Source organism: Streptomyces sp. f51 (genome assembly GCF_037940415.1).
Lineage (GTDB): Bacteria > Actinomycetota > Actinomycetes > Streptomycetales > Streptomycetaceae > Streptomyces.
This window is the reverse complement of record NZ_CP149798.1, coordinates 6,116,891-6,135,625: the sequence shown is the minus strand read 5'-3', so window position 1 is coordinate 6,135,625 and position 18,735 is coordinate 6,116,891. Positions and strand designations below refer to the sequence as shown.

Genomic DNA, 18,735 nt, shown 5'->3' with positions numbered 1-18,735 from the left:
CCGTCGCCGCCGAAGGGACCGGCTCTCTTTCAACCTTTCGGTTGACCGGCTCCCTCCCCGCCCCGCCTACCCTGGAACGACCATGAATGTCCGCCGCCACTCCCCCGTCGTCGCCGTCCTGCGGCTCTGTCTGTACGTCCTGCTCGCTGGCCTTCTCCTGCTGGCCGCCGTCCGTTCCGGGGACACCGGGCACCCGACGGCGGTCGTCCTGTCGGTCCTGGTGACGGGCGCCGTGCTCGTGGCGGGCGCGGTCTCCCCAGCGGTGCACCGCTCACGGCGGGCGGCCGCATGGTGGGTGGCCGCTCTCAGCGCGAGCTGGCTGGCGCTGGTCGCGCTCTCGCCGGACGGCCTGTGGGTGGCGTTCCCGCTGTACTTCCTGCAACTGCATCTGCTGCCGGTGCGCTGGAGCCTGCCCGCGGTCGCCCTGACCGCCGGGGCGGCCGTCGCGAGCTTCGTGGCGCACGGCGCGCCCCTGAGCCCCGGCGCGTTCATCGGTCCGCTGCTGGGCGCGGGGGTCGCCGTCGCCACGGTCCTCGGGTACGAGGCCCTGTACCGCGAGAGCGAGCGCCGCCGCGAGCTGATCGAGGAGCTGATCGCCACGCGCGCGGAGCTGGCGGAGGCCGAACGCGCCGCGGGCACGCTCGCGGAACGGGAGCGGCTGGCCCGCGAGATCCACGACACCCTCGCCCAGGGCCTGTCCAGCATTCAGCTCCTGATGCGGGCCGCCCAGCGTCTGCTTCCCGCGGACTCACCGGCGGCCCCGCATCTGGAGCAGGCCCGGGTGACCGCGCAGGACAACCTCGCCGAGGCCCGCCGGTTCGTCCGCGCGCTCACCCCGCCCGATCTGGAGCACGGCTCGCTGGCCGCCGCGCTGGAGCGGCTGTGCCGGTCGGCAGCCGTGGACTCGCCGAAGGTCCACTTCTCGGTGAGCGGCACTCCGGCCGAGCTCCCGACGCCGTACGAGGTGGCCCTGCTGCGGATCGCGCAGTCGGCGCTCGGCAACACGCTGCGCCACGCGCACGCCGACCGCGTGGAGATCACGCTCAGCTTCATGGACGGCTCCGTGACGCTGGACGTGGTGGACGACGGTGCGGGCTTCGTCCCCGGCGGCGTACGCCCGGACGGGGACGGCGCGGAGAGCGGCGATGCGGCGGGAGGCGGGGTGACGGGAGGAGGCATGGCGGGAGGCGGTGCGGACGGGGGCTTCGGGCTTCCCGCGATGCGCTCGCGCGCTCGGTCGCTGGGCGGGACGTTCACCGTCGAGTCGGCGCCCGGACAGGGCACGGCGGTGGCGGTCACGCTGCCGCTTCCCGTCACCGGGGAAGGGCCGGGAACGAGCCCGGCCCCCGCGGACGGCACCCGGTCCGGGTCCGCGTACACCGCAGGGAGCCGGACATGACCGTCCGCCTGCTGCTCGCGGACGACCACCCCGTCGTCCGTGCGGGACTGCGCGCGGTGCTGTCCGCTGAGCCGGACTTCGAGATCGTCGCGGAGGCATCGACGGCCGAGGCCGCGGTGGAGCGGGCCGGGGCCGGCGGCGTGGACGTCGTCCTGATGGACCTCCAGTTCGGCGCCGGGATGCACGGCGCGCGGGCCACGGCGGCCATCACCGCACGCCCCGGGGCGCCTCGGGTCCTCGTCCTGACCACGTACGACACCGACGCGGACATCCTCGCCGCGGTCGAGGCGGGCGCCTGCGGCTATCTCCTCAAGGACGCCCCTCCGGAGGAGCTGTCCGCCGCGGTGCGCACCGCCGCCTCGGGGCACTCGGCGCTCGCCCCGAAGGTCGCCGACCGGCTCATGGACCGGATGCGCACCCCCGCCGCCGCTCTGAGCCGTCGTGAGCTGGAGGTCCTGGAACTGGTCAAGGACGGGCTCTCGAACCAGCAGATCAGCAAGGAACTGTTTCTGAGCCAGGCGACCGTGAAGTCCCATCTGGTGCACATCTACGCGAAGTTGGGTGTGGACTCCCGCACCTCGGCCGTGGCGGCGGCCACCGAGCGGGGGGTCATCCGCAGAGGGCGCTAGAGGCTCCGGATGCAGGGGTGCCCGGAAGCCGGGGTACCTGGAAGCCGGGGTGCCGGGTGGTGTCGGCGTCCGTGGTCACCTGCGGCTGCGGTGCGGGGGTTCCCCGAACAGCTCGACCGCGTCGCGGACGTCCGCGAGGCGGGTCGCGAGAGCGCTCACCGAACCGATCGCGCCCGCGACCAGGAGGAGCGAGCGGCGCAGCCGGGGAATCTCCGGCATGCCTCCGGCGGCCATCGCGGCGAGGGACGCGAGTTCGTCCTCGGCGATGCCCCGGTCGGGGAACTCGACGGGATGCACGGCGAGTTCACGGCGCAGCCGGGCGACGGCGGTACGCAGCCCCGCCACCCTCGGATCCTCGTCGCTGCCCGTCAACGGTCTCTGCCCCAAGCTCCGCAACACAGCTCTCCCCCTCGCGCGCCGCCGTGCGTCGGTCCCGCTCATGTCGGCTCCGGCTCCCCGTGGCGGTGGTCGGGCGCCGGGGGACGCGGGTCAGTAAACGCCACCCGGTGCGCCGGGCGCCACCGCGCGGACCGAAATTCAGCCCGCCGACACCGCGGTGAAGGCCCGGGTTCCGGGGCCTGCTCCGGCCCGGTCGGGTATGCAGGGGTCATGACGGAGAACAAGGGCGAGGTGGCGGGGCTGGTGCTGGCGGCCGGAGGCGGGCGGCGGCTCGGGGGCCGGCCCAAGGCACTCCTGCCCCACCGGGGGCGGCCTCTCGTCGAACACGCGGTGGAGGTGCTGCGCGCCGGCGGCTGCGCCCGGGTCCATGTCGTCCTGGGCGCGCGGGCCGAGGAGGTACGGGAGCGGGCGTCCCTGGCGGGGTGCGTCCTGGTGGACAACCCCGGCTGGGAGGAGGGGATGGGCTCCTCGCTGCGGGCCGGGCTCGACTCGCTGGCGGGGTCGGGGGCGCGGGCCGCGCTGGTGTCGCTGGTCGACCAGCCGGGGATCGGCCGGGAGGCGGTGGCCCGCGTGCTGGCCGCGTACGCGTCCCCGAGGACGCTCGCCGCGGCGGCTTACGACGGTGAGCGCGGCCATCCGGTGCTGTTCGGGGCGGATCACTGGGCCGGCATCGCGGCGACGGCCGTCGGCGACCGGGGTGCGCGCGCCTATCTGAAGGCCCACGACGACGTGATCGTCCTCGTCGAGTGCGGGGACGTGGCCCGGGCGTACGACATCGACACGGAGGCCGACCTGGTCCACCTGGAGTGAGCGGGGTGGCACCGAGCGCCGTCTTCGGTCGATCTGGAGAATCTCGACATCAACAAACCATTGAACTTCCACCATGAGGAAATTAGTATCCACTGATCAGAAGCCCCTCGCGGGGCAGCAGTACGCCGAAGGCATGCGATTCCGGCCGCTCGCGGCACGGCGCGCCACGGCACGGAGTGCCGGGCGTGGTGACGCCGTCCGTGGTTCGCTCGTTCGACCGGTGTACGGCGCGCCCGCAGGACCCGTACGCGGCCCGCCCGTGGCCGGCTCGCCCGCACGAAGCTCGCTGAAGGAAGTGACAGCTCATGTCCGCACCAGCGCCGTCCCCGCTGGCCATCGTCGACGCCGAGCCCCTGCCCCGGCAGGAGGAGGTCCTGACCGAGGCGGCCCTCGCCTTCGTGGCCGAGCTGCACCGGCTGTTCACGCCCCGGCGCGACGAACTCCTCGCCCGCCGCGCGGAGCGACGCGCCGAGATCGCCCGCACCTCCACGCTCGACTTCCTCCCGGAGACCGCCGCGATCCGCGCGGACGACTCCTGGAGGGTGGCTCCCGCCCCCGCCGCACTGAACGACCGGCGGGTCGAGATCACCGGGCCGACCGACCGCAAGATGACCGTCAACGCGCTCAACTCCGGCGCCCGGGTGTGGCTCGCGGACTTCGAGGACGCCTCGGCGCCCACCTGGGAGAACGTGATCCAGGGCCAGCTGAACCTGATCGACGCCTACACCCGGAACATCGACTTCACCGACCCGGGCTCCGGCAAGTCCTACGCCCTCAGGCCGGAGGGCGAGCTGGCGACCGTCGTGATGCGGCCGCGCGGCTGGCATCTGAACGAGCGGCACCTCGTCGCCGCCGACGGCACGCCCGTGCCCGGCGCGCTCGTGGACTTCGGCCTCTACTTCTTCCACAACGCCCGGCGGCTGCTCGACCTCGGCAAGGGCCCGTACTTCTACCTGCCCAAGACCGAGTCGCACCTCGAAGCCCGGCTGTGGAACGACGTGTTCGTCTTCGCGCAGGAGCACGTCGGCGTCCCGCAGGGCTCGGTCCGGGCGACCGTCCTGATCGAGACGATCACGGCGGCGTACGAGATGGACGAGATCCTCTACGAACTCCGCGACCACGCCTCGGGGTTGAACGCCGGCCGCTGGGACTACCTGTTCTCCATCGTCAAGAACTTCCGTGACGGCGGGACCAAGTTCGTCCTTCCGGACCGCAACGCGGTGACGATGACGGCCCCGTTCATGCGGGCCTACACCGAACTCCTCGTCCGCACCTGCCACAAGCGGGGCGCTCACGCGATCGGCGGCATGGCCGCGTTCATCCCCTCGCGGCGCGACGAGGAGGTCAACAAGGTGGCCTTCGAGAAGGTCAAGGCGGACAAGGACCGTGAGGCGGGCGACGGTTTCGACGGCTCGTGGGTGGCCCACCCCGACCTCGTCCCGATCGCGATGGCCTCCTTCGACGCGGTCCTCGGCGACCGGCCGAACCAGAAGGACCGGCTGCGCGAGGACGTGTCGGTCGCGGCCGGTGACCTCATCGCCGTCGACTCGCTCGACGCGCGGCCGACGTACGACGGTCTGGTCAACGCCGTGCAGGTCGGCATCCGCTACATCGAGGCCTGGCTGCGCGGCCTGGGCGCGGTCGCCATCTTCAACCTCATGGAGGACGCGGCCACCGCCGAGATCTCCCGCTCGCAGATCTGGCAGTGGATCAACGCGGGTGTCGTCTTCGAGCACGAAGGCGGGACGGTGGCGGCCACTCCGGAGCTGACCCGCCGGATCGCGGCACAGGAGCTCGCGGACATCCGCGCCGAGATCGGCGAGGAGGCCTTCGCGGCGGGCCGCTGGCAGCAGGCGCACGACCTGCTCCTGAAGGTCGCGCTGGACGAGGACTACGCGGACTTCCTGACCCTGCCCGCCTACGAGCAGCTGACCGGGCGTGCCGTCCGGACCGGCCGGGTCTCCGGCCGGTCCCTCAGCCCAGGTGCACCGTCCAGTCCTGTTCCGCGGCCGGTCTGCCGTGCAGGTCCGGGACGTGCTTGAGCCAGTCCGGGCGGTCCCGCCGGGTGCGCCGCGCGCGGTCGGCGTCCTCGGCGGCGAGCTGTTCGCGGCTCGGGAAGTCGGTGGGGAGCCAGGCCGCCGAGGCGCGGACACGGGCGAGGAGGTACCCGGCGTACGCGTCGCGGACCGCGTCCGGGCTCGCGAAGCCCGGCTCGTCCATGAGCCAGGCGTCGGGCACCCGGGCCAGCACCGCACGCAGCAGGTCCTCGGTGACCTCGGGGGCGAGCTCGGCGTCGGCCGCGCGGGTGTCGGGGCCGTGGCCGCCGAGCGCGTGGCTCCTGAAGTCGTACGCCTTCTCGGGTGCCGAGCCGTCCCAGCGGTGGTGGAAGACGAGGGCGGCGCCGTGGTCGATCAGCCACAGGCGGGGCGGCGCGACGCCGAGGGTGGGCCAGATCATGAGGTTCGAGCTGTGCACCGTGCGGTCGACGTTCACGGTGAGGGCGTCCAGCCAGACCACCTTGCCCGCCTCCAGCGGGTCGACCCGGAACGTCCGCGCGACCTCGGGGGTGAAGTCCTTCGCGCCCGGGAGGTAGTCCATACCGAGGTTGAGCCCGGCACTGGCCCTCAGCAGGTCCTGCACCTCCTGATGGGGTTCGTGCCCGCCCACGGCCGGATCGAAGTGCACGAGGACCAGCTCGGGGAAGCGCAGCCCGAGGGCCCGGGCCAGCTCGCCGACGATGATCTCGGCGACCAGCGCCTTGTGGCCCTGCGCGGCCCCCGTGAACTTCACGACGTAGGTCCCCAGGTCGTCGGCCTCGACGACTCCTGGCACGGAGCCGCCGGAGTGCAGGGGTGCGACATAGCGCGTTGCAGCGACCGTCCTCAGCATGTTCCAGGGCCCCACGGTTCCGTCGTCGTACGTTCCACGACCTTCCAACGCGTCGCGACCCCGGGAATACTCCCCGATCGGACCGCCGAATACCGGCAGCGATCAGCCGATGACGGTCCAGGTGTCGCCGCCGGCGAGGAGGGCGGCGAGGTCGCCCTTGCCGTTCTGTTCGATGGCGGCGTCGAGCTGGTCGGCCATCTGGGTGTCGTAGACGGGCCGGTCGACGGAGCGGAACACGCCGATGGGGGTGTGGTGCAGGGTGTCGGGGTCGGCGAGCCGGGACAGGGCGAACGCGGTGGTCGGGGACGCGGTGTGGGCGTCGTGGACCAGGATGTCGGCCTCGTTGTCCGGGGTGACGGTGACGACCTGGAGGTCGCCGGTGCGGGGGTCGCGGACCACGCCGCGGGAGCCGTCGGCGCCGAAGCGGATGGGCCGGCCGTGCTCCAGGCGGATCACGGCCTCCTCGGCGGACTGTCGGTCCTTGAGGACGTCGAAGGCGCCGTCGTTGAAGATGTTGCAGTTCTGGTAGATCTCCACCAGGGCGGTGCCGGGGTGGGCGGCGGCCTGGCGCAGGACGTCGGTGAGGTGTTTGCGGTCGGAGTCCACGGTCCGGGCGACGAAGGAGGCCTCGGCGCCGATGGCCAGGGAGACCGGGTTGAAGGGGGCGTCCAGGGAGCCCATCGGTGTCGACTTGGTGATCTTGCCGACTTCGGAGGTGGGTGAGTACTGGCCCTTGGTGAGGCCGTAGATCCGGTTGTTGAAGAGGAGGATCTTCAGGTTCACGTTGCGGCGCAGGGCGTGGATGAGGTGGTTGCCGCCGATGGACAGGGCGTCGCCGTCGCCGGTGACGACCCATACGGACAGGTCGCGGCGCGAGGAGGCCAGCCCGGTCGCGATGGCGGGCGCGCGGCCGTGGATGGAGTGCATCCCGTAGGTGTTCATGTAGTACGGGAAGCGGGACGAGCAGCCGATGCCCGAGACGAAGACGATGTTCTCCTTCGCCAGGCCGAGTTCGGGCATGAAGCCCTGCACGGCGGCGAGGATCGCGTAGTCACCGCAGCCCGGGCACCAGCGCACCTCCTGATCGGACTTGAAATTCCTCGCCGTCAGGGGAACTTCGGACCTGGGGACGAGATGCAGAGCCTCAGTGGGCATCGATGGCCTCCTTGAGAGCTGTGGCGAGCTGCTCGGCCTTGAAGGGCATGCCGTTGACCTGGTTGTAGGAGTGCGCGTCGACCAGATATCTGGCCCGCACGAGGGTGGCGAGCTGGCCGAGGTTCATCTCGGGGATCACCACCTTGTCGTAACCCCGAAGGACCGTGCCGAGGTTGCGGGGGAAGGGGTTGAGGTGGCGCAGGTGCGCCTGCGCGATGTGCTCCCCGGCGGTCCGCAGCCGGCGCACCGCGGCGGTGATGGGCCCGTATGTCGAACCCCAGCCCAGGACAAGGGTGGTGGCGCCGCCGGTGGGGTCGTCGACCTCGAGGTCGGGGACGTCGATGCCGTCGATCTTGGCCTGGCGGGTGCGGACCATGAAGTCGTGGTTGGCGGGGTCGTAGGAGATGTTCCCGCTGCCGTCCTGCTTCTCGATCCCGCCGATCCGGTGCTCAAGACCCGGCGTTCCGGGCACGGCCCAGGGGCGGGCGAGGGTCTGCGGGTCGCGTTTGTAGGGCCAGAAGACCTCGGTGCCGTCGTCCAGGGTGTGGTTGGGTCCCTGGGCGAACTGCACCCGCAGGTCCGGGAGTTCGTCGGTCTCCGGGATCCGCCACGGCTCGGAGCCGTTGGCCAGGTAGCCGTCCGACAGCAGCAGGACCGGCGTCCGGTACGTCAGCGCGATCCGGGCCGCCTCCATCGCCGCGTCGAAACAGTCGGCCGGGGTGCGCGGCGCGACGATCGGCACCGGCGCCTCGCCGTTGCGCCCGTACATCGCCTGCAACAGGTCGGCCTGCTCGGTCTTGGTCGGCAGCCCCGTCGAGGGCCCGCCCCGCTGGATGTCGATGACCAGCAACGGCAGTTCGAGGGAGACCGCCAGCCCGATCGTCTCCGACTTCAGCGCCACACCGGGACCGGACGTCGTCGTCACGGCCAGCGAGCCGCCGAACGCCGCGCCCAGCGCCGCGCCGATCCCCGCGATCTCGTCCTCGGCCTGGAAGGTGCGCACCCCGAAGTTCTTGTGCCTGCTCAGTTCGTGCAGGATGTCGGAGGCCGGCGTGATGGGATAGGAGCCCAGATACAGCGGCAGATCGGCCTGCCGGGAGGCGGCGATGAGGCCGTAGGACAGGGCCAAATTCCCGGAGATGTTGCGGTAGGTGCCGGTCGGGAACGCCGTCGACGCCGGCGCCACCTCGTAGGAGACCGCGAAGTCCTCCGTCGTCTCACCGAAGTTCCACCCCGCCCGGAACGCGGCGAGGTTGGCCGCCGCGATGTCGGGCTTCCTGGCGAACTTGGTCCGCAGGAACTTCTCCGTGCCCTCCGTCGGCCGGTGGTACATCCACGACAACAGGCCAAGCGCGAACATGTTCTTGGAGCGCTCGGCCTCCTTACGGGACAGGCCGAAGTCCTTCAGCGCCTCGACCGTCATCGCGGTCAGCGGCACCGGGTGGACGCGATGGCCGTCCAGCGAGCCGTCCTCCAGCGGGGAGGCCCCGTACCCGACCTTCCGCAGCGCTCGTTCGGTGAACTCGTCCGTGTTGACGATGATCTCGGCGCCGCGCGGCACGTCGGCGATGTTCGCCTTCAGGGCCGCCGGGTTCATGGCCACCAGCACATTGGGCGCGTCGCCCGGCGTGAGGATGTCGTGGTCGGCGAAGTGCAGCTGGAACGAGGAGACGCCGTGGAGGGTGCCCGCGGGCGCGCGGATCTCGGCGGGAAAGTTCGGCAGGGTCGACAGGTCGTTGCCGAACGCGGCCGTCCCCGCGGTGAAGCGGTCGCCGGTGAGCTGCATGCCGTCACCGGAGTCCCCCGCGAATCTGATGACGACGCGCGTCAGTCGGCGGACGTCTTTCCCGCCCGGCACATGATCGTCCACAGCGGGCACTGATGACATGTTCACGTTGCCTCTATTCGGAATGACACCAAGATCGGCCCAGAGGGTGCGTCAGCCAGAAGGTGGCCGATTCATCCCTGCTTATTCACAAACTGTCTCGATAGTGTGTTCTTTTGGACAGGATCAAGTGCTGCACCGCCGAGGCGGCGTGACTTGATGCACGTATACGTCGTACGCAGGCTCGTGTACGATGTATCGCGAGAGTCTGGAGTAGCTGTGTACGGGGGCTGGTGAAAATGGCCGAGCGGCAAAGCGGCAGGCCGGGCGCGGGTGCGCCCACGGGTTGAACGATCATGATGAGACGGTCACCGCGCGACAGGCCGTCGGTCGAGTGATTATTCCTCGATTTCTTATTGTTGCGACGGCGTTTCCAATTTTCTTTATTCATCGACTGTCAATCATTGATCTTTGACGGATCGACTAAGTGGTCTGTACCCTCAAGGGGACCTTCTATTGCTTGGCGCGACGCTCGCTTGAACGGATGAATATAGGGGGAATCACGGATGGGGCACCATTCCATAAGGTTTGCGCAACCAAGCCATTCGGGGCAGGCCGCCGCGCGAAGTACGCAGGTCAGGCCAGAGACAAGGCGAGCTCGCAAGGCGTTACGCGTGCTCTCCGTCGACAGCGAGCCGCAGGTCGCGAAAGCACTCATCCGCAACCTGTACCGGCACGGATTCCAGGCGGAGAGCGTGCCGACCGGAGCGCAGGCGTTGCAGCGTTTCCAGAGCGCGGATCTGCTGCTCGTGGACCTCGATCTGCCCGACCTGGACGGGGTCGAACTCTGTCGCAGTATCCGGTCCGTCTGCGATGTGCCGATCATCGTCGTGACGGCACGTGACTCGGAACTGGACCGTGTGCTCAGTCTGCGCGCGGGTTCGGACGACTATGTGACCAAGCCCTACAGTCTCGCCGAACTGATCGCCCGCATCGAGGCCGTCATGCGCAGGGCCTCCTGGCGGCCGGCGTCCACCGAGGAGGCCATCACGGTCGGCCCGCTCGGCATCGACCCGCACGCGCGGGAGATAAGCCTCGACGGCCGGCCCGTGGACGTGACCCGCAAGGAATTCGATCTACTCTATCTGCTCGCCTCGCAGCCGGGCAGAGTGGTCACCCGCCGGCAGATCATGGCGCAGGTCTGGAGGGACTCCCGGTCGGAGCCGGGGCGCACCATCGACACGCATGTCAGCAGCCTGCGGAGCAAACTCGGATCGAGCGGCTGGATCGTCACCGCCCGCGGTGTCGGCTTCCGGCTGGGGCGCGCCTGACCCCTCCCCGAGGGTCACCCCGGCGACGGTCCCCCCAGGACACCCACCGCGCGCGTTCGCGCCGTGTTCCGCGGTGTACGCGGCCCGGGAGCCGGCCGGAGCAGGGCGTGCTCACGCCGCCCCGCGCCAGCCCGGCCGAGGGTCGGCGGCCCAGGACGTGGCCGTCCTGCGCCGCGCCGAGAACGGAGTCCACTGGGCCCCGGCCCGAGAGCCGAAGCCGGTCCCCGGCTGCGCGTGCTCCGTGGCCGACGCGCGTGCGGCCAGCACGGTGGAGAGCGCGACCGCGATCGCGGCGACCTCCTCGGCCGTCGGCGAGCCGCTGACGATCCGCCAGGCGTGCTCGGTCAGCCGCCGCGAGACACCGGCCGTGCCGTCTTCCTCTGCTGCCATGCTTCCTCCCCGTGAAGATGCCGGCGGCCCTGCGGAACCGGTCCGGTTCCGCAGGGCCGCGGGCGGGCCCCGTGCGTCAGGCGCGGGACCGGCGGATCGCCTCCAGCGCGCTCACCGCGACGAAGCCGACGAACAGGTGCATCGTGACCAGCGTGGCGGCGGTGCCGCCGTCGGTGTCCACCGTCAGCGGGCCGATGGCGGTGAGCAGCGCCACCGCGCCGCCCGCGAACTGCCCCACCCGGAGGAACACCGGCTTCCAGCGGGCCAGCAGCACGGCGGCGGTGACACCCAGGACCGGCGCGGCGATCGACATGAAGATCACGCCACCGGCGTTGATCTCGTCGGACTTGCCGTTGAGCTTCAGGACCAGCGAGGCGCCGGCGGCGTCACCGACGAACAGGACGATGAGATTGACGATCGCGGCGAGAGCAGCGGCCCCCGCCACCGCCTGCCACACGGGCAGCGCTCTTCGTCCACGGGCGGCGGGGTCGGCGGCGGGGAAACTGCTGGTCATGGAGCCCTCCGGGCTGTCGTGCCGTGCCCGGACCGGGAGCCGCCCGGTCCCGGCACGGCGGTCGTGGAGACGGTGCGTTCGCTTCCGGCGCGAGGACCGGACGCCCGGACGGTTCGTCAGGCGGGGTCCAGGGACAGGGCGTGCCGGAAGACGTTCTTGGGGTCGTAGGTGTTCTTGACCCGCTGGAGCCTGGGGTAGTTGTCCTTCCAGAACAGCGAGTACCAGGGCACCCCGGTCGTGTTCTGCGCCGGGTCGCGCATGTCGATGTCGGGGTAGTTGATGTAGCCGCCGTCCTGCCGGTCGTTGGGCACCGGGAAGCCCCCGGTCTCGGCATGGACGTTCTTGCGCAGCGTGCGCACCCAGTCGACCTCGGCCTCGTCCTGCGCGGGGTCGGACCAGTTGTTGGAGTACCAGAGCTTGATGACGGAGTCGCGCTGCGGGATCGCCGTCGCGGACGAGGGCACCGTGTTGATCCGGCAGCCGTAGGCCGCCAGATACACCAGGCCGACGCCGTAGTGGGTCGGATCGCTCAACGACCGGTAGACGGCGCCGACCTGAGTGGGCGTCAGAGGCTTGCGCAGGTGGCCGCCCATGGACTTCTGCCGCGAGTACGCGCCGTAGCTGGCGGTCGGCTCCAGGGCGATCTCCAGCCATGTTCCTTCCTTGACGTCGATCGTCGGCTGCACCCCGACCCCCGCGTTCACCGCGTTGATGTAGTCGTCGTGGAGCTGGGCGGTGTTCGGGAGCGTGGCGTCCATGCGGATCTCCAGCTGGATCGACCCCGCGATCGAGGAGTGCAGCTGGAACGAGCTGTGCATCACCGAGTACGGGGATCCCGGAGCGCTGTTCGCCGCGTGCCAGGCGCCGTGGTTCAGCACCAGACGGGTGAAGGCCGCCTCGGTCAGCTGGGCCCAGGGCCAGGTCACATACGTCTCCCGCATCCGCGCGGGCGGCTTGGGCAGCAGCGAGGACGGGCCGCCCGAGGCACCCGGGCTGCGGAACCAGAACCTGGTCACGATGCCGAACCCGCCGCCGCCACCGCCGGTGTGCGCCCACCACAGGTCGCGGTGCGGGTCGTTGCCCTCGCGGGTGGCGATGACCGTACGGGCCCTGCCGCCCCTGTCGGCGACGACGACCTCGACGGCGTACAGGTGGTCGACGACCAGGCCGAACCGGCGGGACAGCGGGCCGTACCCGCCTCCGGAGACATGGCCGCCGACGCCGACCTCGGGGCACACACCGCCCGGGACCGTCACGCCCCAGCCCTCGTACAGCGCCTTGTAGACCTCGCCGAGCCGGGCGCCGGCCTGGACGGCGAAGGCGTTCATCGCCGGGTCGAAGGTGATGTCCTTCATCTCGGACATGTCGACGAGCACCCGGAACTGGGGGTCGTCGACCAGCTTCTCGAAGCAGTGGCCGCCGCCGCGCACCGTAATGCGCCGGTTGTCGGCGATGGCCCGGTTGACCGCCTTCTCCACCTGGGAGGCGCAGTGCACGAGCCAGATCTCGTCCGGCGAGGCCACGAAGCGGGTGTTGTAGCCGCGCCCGGCGAGTGCGGCGTACCGGGCGTCACCCGGCTTGACGATCACCTCCGGATCGACCCGGGCGGCGACCCTGGCCGCGGCCTCGGCCGCGGTCGAGTTCAATGCGGTGAACCCCGCAGTGGCACCGGCCACCGCAATCGCGGAGCCCAGGAACGTGCGTCGCGAAAACATGTTGAGCCCAATCTGTTCTGGGATGCCGACAAATCACCGCATTGGCGGATGCGGGCCGGGGGTGGACTTCAGCCAACCAGTCCCCGTGGTGCGTCACCATGGGCTTGACATGGATCTGTCGTGCCTCGATGCCAAAGCTGATGTTCCGGACGGTCCCGTCAGCCGTCGGAGGCGGATCCCACCGCCTCACGCAGTGCCGACAGCAGCACGGCCTCCGGCTGGGATCCGGTCAACTGCCGTACGCCGTCGATGAAGAACACCGGCACACCGGTGATGCCGAGCCCGCGCACCCGGTCGAGTTCGGTGCGCAGCCGCTGGGTCTCCGCGGCCGTCTCCGGTACGGATCCCGCCGCCCCGGGGTCGTCCGCCGTGACGCCGGCCTCGGCGGCGAGCCGGGCGAGGGTGCCGGAGTCGCCGATGTGCAGTCCGTCGGTGAAGTGGGCGCGGAAGAGCCGCTCCACCATCTCCTCGGCCCGTCCCTGCCGGGCGGCCCGGGCGATGAGCCGGTGCGCCTCGAACGTGCCGGTCGCCACGGCACGTTCGTAGTGCAGTTCCAGCCCCTCCGCGGCCACCTGGCCGGCGAACTGGAGTGTCTGCCGTACCGCCTGCGGGCCGAACGCCCGCTCCAGGACGGGGAGCAGGGGCGCCCCCTCGGTGCCCGCGCCCGGCGCGAGTTCGAAGGGGAGGAACTCCACCTGGATCCGGTGGCCTTCGGCGCGCAGCCGGTCCGCCGCGCGGGTGAAACGGGTGTAGCCGAGGTAGGAGTGAACACAGATCACGTCGAGCGCGATCCGGACGCCCACCGTCGCGCCGCTCGTCGGTTGCTGCTCCATGTCGTGGTGCCTCCATCGGGCCTGTGTGGTCAGGTGCCCTGTCACTGTGGCGGATTGCCGTGTTTGCGGGAGGGCAGGTCCGCGTGCTTGGAGCGGAGCATGGCGAGGGCCCGGACCAGGACCTCGCGGGTCTCCGCGGGGTCGATGACGTCGTCGACCAGGCCGCGCTCGGCGGCGTAGTACGGGTGCATCAGCTCGGCCTTGTACTCCTTGACCATCCCGGCCCGCATCGCCTCGGGGTCCTCGGCTTCGGCGATCCGACGGCGGAAGACGACGTTCGCCGCGCCCTCGGCGCCCATCACGGCGATCTCGTTCGTCGGCCAGGCGTAGGTGAGGTCGGCGCCGACGGACTGGCTGTCCATGACGATGTAGGCACCTCCGTACGCCTTGCGCAGGATGAGCGAGATCCGCGGCACCGTCGCGTTGCAGTAGGCGTAGAGCAGCTTCGCGCCGTGCCGGATGATCCCGCCGTGCTCCTGGCCGACACCGGGAAGGAACCCGGGCACGTCCACCAGTGTGACCAGGGGGATGTTGAAGGCGTCGCACAGCTGCACGAACCGGGCCGCCTTCTCCGATGCCTCGATGTCGAGGACGCCGGCGACGGACTGCGGCTGGTTGGCGACGATGCCGACGACCTGGCCGTCGAGGCGGGCCAGCGCGCAGATGATGTTGCGGGCCCAGCGCTCGTGGACCTCGAGGTAGTCGCCGTCGTCGACGAGCTCCTCGATGACCTTGGTCATGTCGTACGGGCGGTTGCCGTCGGCCGGGACCAGGTCCAGCAGCGCCTCGCAGCGGCGGTCCGCCGGGTCGAGGGTCCGCTGCACCGGCGAAGTCTCGCGGTTGTTCTGCGGCAGCAACGACAACAGGAAGCGGACCTCCTCCAGACAGGTCCGCTCGTCGTCGTAGGCGAAGTGGCACACGCCCGAGGTCTCGGCGTGCACGTCCGCGCCGCCCAGACCGTTCTGGGTGATCTCCTCGCCGGTGACCGCCTTGACCACGTCCGGTCCGGTGATGAACATCTGCGAGGTCTCACGGACCATGAACACGAAGTCCGTCAGGGCGGGGCTGTAGGCCGCGCCGCCCGCACACGGGCCCAGCATCACCGAGATCTGCGGGATCACACCCGAGGCGCGGGTGTTGCGCTGGAAGATCCCGCCGTAACCGGCGAGCGCGGAGACGCCCTCCTGGATCCGGGCGCCCGCGCCGTCGTTCAGCGACACCAGCGGCGCACCCGCCGCGATCGCCATGTCCATGATCTTGTGGATCTTCGTCGCATGGGCCTCGCCCAGCGCCCCGCCGAAGATCCGGAAGTCGTGCGCGTACACGAACACCGTCCGGCCCTCGACCGTGCCCCACCCGGTGATCACACCGTCGGTGTACGGCTTCTTCGCCTCCAGCCCGAACCCGGTCGCCCGATGCCGGCGCAACTGCTCGACCTCCTGGAACGAGCCCGCGTCCAGCAGCAGCTCGATCCGCTCCCGCGCGGTCAGCTTCCCCTTGGCATGCTGCGCCTCGGTCGCCCTCTCGCTCGGGCCGGCCTGTGCCCGGGCACGGCTCGCGTGCAGTTCGGCCACCCGGCCGTGGGCGTCCGTGGGCTCGATCGCCGCCAGGGGCCTGTCGTCCAGTGCGGTCAAGGGAGTTCCTCCTCGGATGCGTAGGGAGCGTCACGCGCGTCGGGGTCTCCGCGGGCGTGACCGCCGTCAAGGACATGACGGACTTCCCCGGGCCGCGGTCGGCCGTACGGGACGCGACCGCCGACGAGCACGGCCTCGGGCGGGAGCCGGCGCACCGTGGCGCGGGGGGCCGGGCCCCGCGCCGCCACGGCCGCCGCGTGGCCCGGGCCGCAGGGCACGTCGAGGACGGTCCAGCCCTCGGGGCGCGACGGGGCGCCCGGGCCTCCGTCGCCGATGTACACCTCCGACGTCCAGCCGCCCACGCCGATACCGGTTCCCTTCAGGAAGGCCTCCTTGCGGGCCCAGAGCCGGGCGAACCGTGCCGGCCGCTCCGGGGCCCGCAGTGCCTCCAACTCCCTTTGCTCCCAGGGGTGGAGAGCCGACCGGCAGACGTCGACGCGTTCGGGGCGCGGCACCTTCTCGACGTCGACGCCCACCGGGACGCGGGCCACGCCGACGACGACCTCGCCACGGCTGTGCGACAGCGAGAAGTGCGGGGCGCCGGGCCCGGCTCCGTGCAGAACGGGACGGCCGTGCGGACCTCCGCAGCGCGGGCAGGCCGCTCGGGCGAACTCCACCTCCCGTGCCGTCGTGCGCAGATACCCGGCGAGAAGTCGGCGCAGCGCGATGTGCGCGGCCACGTAGAGCGCGCGGTCGCGGGGCAGCCGGAACGCGTCGGCGCGGCGCCGCTCGGCCCGGTCGAGTTCCTCGGACGCGAGCGGCCCGTCAGCGGGCGGCGTCAGCAACCACACCTCCACGGCGTCCTGTTCGGGATGCGGTGCGGACGCAGGGGCGGCTGTCACGCGGAGCCGCGTACGTCGTGGAGCAGCACCGCCTGTCGCAGGGTGTCCGCGCACGGGGCGCTTCCCTCGCGGACCGCGTCGACGAACGCGGCGACGGTGGCCGCGACCTGGTCGGCGGGTTCCAGGCGGATCTCCTCGGTGCCCGCGCCCCCGTGCAGGCCGATCACCGGCACGTGGTCCGCAGGCGGGGTGAAGGCCCGGTCGACGGTGATCCGCCCTTCGCTGCCCCAGAGTTCGTACCGGGAGGCGTAGGCGTGCTCCATGCCGAAGGTGAGGTGCGCGGTGACCCCGCCGGGGGTGGCCAGCAGCGCCGCCCCGGCGGTTTCGACCTCGCGTCCGGCCCGTCTGACCAGACGGGCGCCGACCACGTCGAGATCGTGTCCCAGGAAGTGCAGCGCGGCCCGCAGTGGATACAGGCCGACGTCCGAGAGCGCGCCGCCGCCGAGTTCGGCGGAGTAGCGGATGTCGCCGTCGGCGAGCGGGGGGATGGCGAACTCCGCTCGGAAGGAGCGGAGTTCACCGATCCGTCCGTCGGCGACCAGGCTCCGCACCGCCTCGTGCCGGGGATGGTGGACGAACATGACGTTCTCCATCAGGGCCACACCCCGCTTCGCGGCGAGGCCGAGGAGCCGCTCGGTGCTCTCCGGGTCCGTGGTCAGGGGCTTCTCGGCCAGCACATGCTTGCCCGCCTCCAGCGCGGCCTCCACCCAGGGGGCGTGCAGCGCGGCCGGCAGCGGCACGTACACGGCCTCGATGTCGTCGGCCGCCAGCAGTTCGGCGTACCCGTGGACGGGCCGGCAGCCGAAGCGCAGGCCGGCCTCCTTCGCTCTGGCCGGGTCGCGGCTGGCGATCGCGGCGAGTTCGAGACCGGGGGCGGCGGTGAACGCGGGGAGCATCCGCCGCAGCGCGATGTCGGCGCAGCCGAGCACCCCGACGCGTACCGGCCCGCTCATCGGGCCCGCGCCGCGGAGGCGTTGAGGCAGGCCAGGAGCGTGCGGGCCTGGACGTTGAGGTAGTGGCCGTGGCGCACCAGCCAGGTGAGCTGGTCCGGTGTGACCCAGGCGTAGCCGGCGGGAGGGTCGGAGGGCACGTCAAGACCGTCGGCGTCGACGAGGAGATACCGGCTCTCGGCGTTGAGGAAGCGGCCGCCCTCCTCCGAGTGCACGGCCTCGTACCGGACGCGGTCCGCCGGGGCGTCGAGCACCGTGTCGAGGAACGCCGGGCGCGATGTCCCGCGCAGGTGGGCGTAGTTGCCGGGGGTGTACTGCACCGTCGGGCCCAGCTCGACCGTGTCCAGGAACCCGCCCTCGACCCGGGCGTGCACCAGGACGTGGGGAATGCCCTCGAACGTGCGGGTGAGGAAGGCGGTGACGCCGAGACCCACCGGCTCGAACAGCGGCTGGGTCCAGCCGGTGACCTCGCGGTTGCCGGCCTCCACGGCGACCGCGACCACCTTGAAGTAGCGGCCCTCCTCGTGCTCGACGGTCATCTCGTCGCGCCGCCAGCCGGGCAGCCCGGCCAGCGGGACGCGTTCGGCGTGCACGTCGTGCCGGGAGCGCTCGCCGGTGATCCAGGACAGCAACTGGGCGTCGGACAGCAGCGCGTCGGCCGTCGTCTCCGGAACGGGCAGGCAGGACAGGACCGTACGGGAGTCCATGTTGATGACGTTGTCCTGGTGCAGGAGCTCAGCAATCTGCCCGAGGGTGAGCCAGCAGAAGTCGTCGAGGAGCGGTACGTCGTCGTCCGTCAGCACGATCATGTTGCGGTTCGACTTGCGGAAGAACCAGGAGCCGTGTTCGGACTGGAGGACGTCGGCGACGATCCGGCCGCGGCCCGGGCCGACGAAGTGCTCCAGATACTTCACGTCCGCGCCCTGGTGGACCTTGGTGTAGTTGCTGCGGGTGGCCTGCACGGTCGGCGACAGCTGGAGCAGGTTCGGGTTGCCGGGCTCCATCTTGGCCTGCATCAGGAAGTGCAGGACACCGTCGATCTCCTTGCCCAGGATCCCCAGGATGCCGACCTCGGGCTGCTTGATGATGGGCTGGTGCCATTCGGCGTACGGCCCGTCGCCGTACGGGTCGCCCCGCTCGGTGACGTGCAGGCCCTCGACGGTGAAGAACCGGCCGCTGCGGTGGCGGAGGTTGCCGGTGGTGTCGTGGAACGACCAGCCGTCCAGACGGGCGAAGGGGATGCGGTCCACGCGGAAGGCGTTGGCGCGGCCCCGCTCGGCGAGCCAGTCGGCGAATCCGGCGGTCGCCAGGTGCGCGCCACCGGTGGTGGCGGCCGACAGGGCGAGCCGGTCCGCCGACAGCTTCGCGTCTTCGCGCGGTTGAGGGACGAGAGGCAGCATCAGAGGACTCTCTCCGTGTT

The 18,735-nt window shown here is 71.2% G+C and carries 15 protein-coding genes and 2 pseudogenes; 5 read left to right on the top strand and 12 right to left on the bottom strand.

Annotated elements, in window-relative coordinates:
- Nucleotides 1-82: 82 nt before the first annotated feature.
- Both WJM95_RS26600 and WJM95_RS26595 read left to right on the top strand, forming a co-directional pair.
- Complete coding sequence (locus WJM95_RS26600) at nucleotides 83-1,399, top strand: sensor histidine kinase (protein WP_339132324.1); 1,317 nt, start codon at nucleotides 83-85, stop codon at nucleotides 1,397-1,399.
- A complete protein-coding gene (locus tag WJM95_RS26595; RefSeq protein ID WP_339132323.1) occupies nucleotides 1,396-2,028 on the top strand; it encodes a response regulator transcription factor in 633 nt (210 codons plus the stop codon). The genes WJM95_RS26600 and WJM95_RS26595 overlap by 4 nt, the downstream gene beginning before the upstream one ends.
- Nucleotides 2,029-2,103: 75 nt before the next feature.
- Here the strand turns inward: WJM95_RS26595 and WJM95_RS26590 are convergent, their stop codons facing one another.
- Nucleotides 2,104-2,427: a DUF5955 family protein gene (locus WJM95_RS26590; protein WP_339132322.1), complete on the bottom strand. Its 324-nt coding sequence runs from the start codon at nucleotides 2,425-2,427 to the stop codon at nucleotides 2,104-2,106.
- Nucleotides 2,428-2,637: 210 nt separating this feature from the next.
- On the opposite strand from WJM95_RS26590, the gene WJM95_RS26585 reads away from it, so the two are divergent.
- Nucleotides 2,638-3,237 (top strand): nucleotidyltransferase family protein, encoded by a 600-nt coding sequence (locus WJM95_RS26585; RefSeq protein ID WP_339132321.1) that lies wholly within the window; start codon nucleotides 2,638-2,640, stop codon nucleotides 3,235-3,237.
- A gap of 305 nt (nucleotides 3,238-3,542) precedes the next feature.
- Nucleotides 3,543-5,174, top strand: a pseudogene (gene aceB, locus WJM95_RS26580) (malate synthase A); the annotation flags it as partial.
- A 37-nt stretch (nucleotides 5,175-5,211) separates the two neighbouring features.
- Here aceB and WJM95_RS26575 read toward each other — a convergent pair.
- From WJM95_RS26575 to WJM95_RS26565, 3 genes and pseudogenes are all read right to left on the bottom strand, one after another.
- Nucleotides 5,212-6,126 (bottom strand): HipA family kinase, encoded by a 915-nt coding sequence (locus WJM95_RS26575; protein ID WP_339135860.1) that lies wholly within the window; start codon nucleotides 6,124-6,126, stop codon nucleotides 5,212-5,214.
- Nucleotides 6,127-6,228: 102 nt separating this feature from the next.
- Nucleotides 6,229-7,281 (bottom strand): 2-oxoacid:ferredoxin oxidoreductase subunit beta, encoded by a 1,053-nt coding sequence (locus WJM95_RS26570; protein WP_339132320.1) that lies wholly within the window; start codon nucleotides 7,279-7,281, stop codon nucleotides 6,229-6,231.
- Nucleotides 7,271-9,127 (bottom strand): annotated as a pseudogene (locus WJM95_RS26565) (2-oxoacid:acceptor oxidoreductase subunit alpha); the annotation flags it as partial. The gene WJM95_RS26570 and the pseudogene WJM95_RS26565, both read right to left, overlap by 11 nt.
- 653 nt (nucleotides 9,128-9,780) lie before the next feature.
- Between WJM95_RS26565 and WJM95_RS26560 the strand changes: the two are divergent.
- Nucleotides 9,781-10,437, top strand: coding sequence for a response regulator transcription factor (locus tag WJM95_RS26560; protein ID WP_339132319.1), 657 nt, complete (start codon nucleotides 9,781-9,783; stop codon nucleotides 10,435-10,437).
- Nucleotides 10,438-10,548: 111 nt separating this feature from the next.
- On the opposite strand, the gene WJM95_RS26555 is transcribed toward WJM95_RS26560, so the two are convergent.
- The 8 genes from WJM95_RS26555 to WJM95_RS26520 form a co-directional block, all read right to left on the bottom strand.
- Complete coding sequence (locus WJM95_RS26555; protein ID WP_339132318.1) at nucleotides 10,549-10,827, bottom strand: hypothetical protein; 279 nt, start codon at nucleotides 10,825-10,827, stop codon at nucleotides 10,549-10,551.
- A 76-nt stretch (nucleotides 10,828-10,903) separates the two neighbouring features.
- Complete coding sequence (locus WJM95_RS26550) at nucleotides 10,904-11,341, bottom strand: DUF6069 family protein (protein WP_339132317.1); 438 nt, start codon at nucleotides 11,339-11,341, stop codon at nucleotides 10,904-10,906.
- Nucleotides 11,342-11,457: 116 nt separating this feature from the next.
- Nucleotides 11,458-12,987 (bottom strand): FAD-binding protein, encoded by a 1,530-nt coding sequence (locus WJM95_RS26545; protein ID WP_339132316.1) that lies wholly within the window; start codon nucleotides 12,985-12,987, stop codon nucleotides 11,458-11,460.
- A gap of 227 nt (nucleotides 12,988-13,214) precedes the next feature.
- Nucleotides 13,215-13,889 carry a DsbA family oxidoreductase gene (locus tag WJM95_RS26540; RefSeq protein WP_339132315.1) on the bottom strand — a complete coding sequence of 225 codons (675 nt, stop codon included), beginning with the start codon at nucleotides 13,887-13,889 and terminating at the stop codon, nucleotides 13,215-13,217.
- 41 nt (nucleotides 13,890-13,930) lie between these two features.
- Complete coding sequence (locus tag WJM95_RS26535; RefSeq protein ID WP_339132314.1) at nucleotides 13,931-15,523, bottom strand: acyl-CoA carboxylase subunit beta; 1,593 nt, start codon at nucleotides 15,521-15,523, stop codon at nucleotides 13,931-13,933.
- Nucleotides 15,520-16,365 (bottom strand): 4'-phosphopantetheinyl transferase superfamily protein, encoded by an 846-nt coding sequence (locus WJM95_RS26530; protein WP_339132313.1) that lies wholly within the window; start codon nucleotides 16,363-16,365, stop codon nucleotides 15,520-15,522. Before WJM95_RS26530 ends, WJM95_RS26535 begins: the two co-directional genes overlap by 4 nt.
- Nucleotides 16,362-17,318, bottom strand: a complete 957-nt coding sequence (locus tag WJM95_RS26525) for a Gfo/Idh/MocA family oxidoreductase (RefSeq protein WP_339132312.1) — start codon at nucleotides 17,316-17,318, stop codon at nucleotides 16,362-16,364. Before WJM95_RS26525 ends, WJM95_RS26530 begins: the two co-directional genes overlap by 4 nt.
- Entirely contained in the window at nucleotides 17,315-18,715 is a 1,401-nt protein-coding gene (locus tag WJM95_RS26520) for an NDP-hexose 2,3-dehydratase family protein (protein ID WP_339132311.1), read from the bottom strand. The genes WJM95_RS26525 and WJM95_RS26520 overlap by 4 nt, the downstream gene beginning before the upstream one ends.
- Nucleotides 18,716-18,735 lie beyond the last annotated feature (20 nt).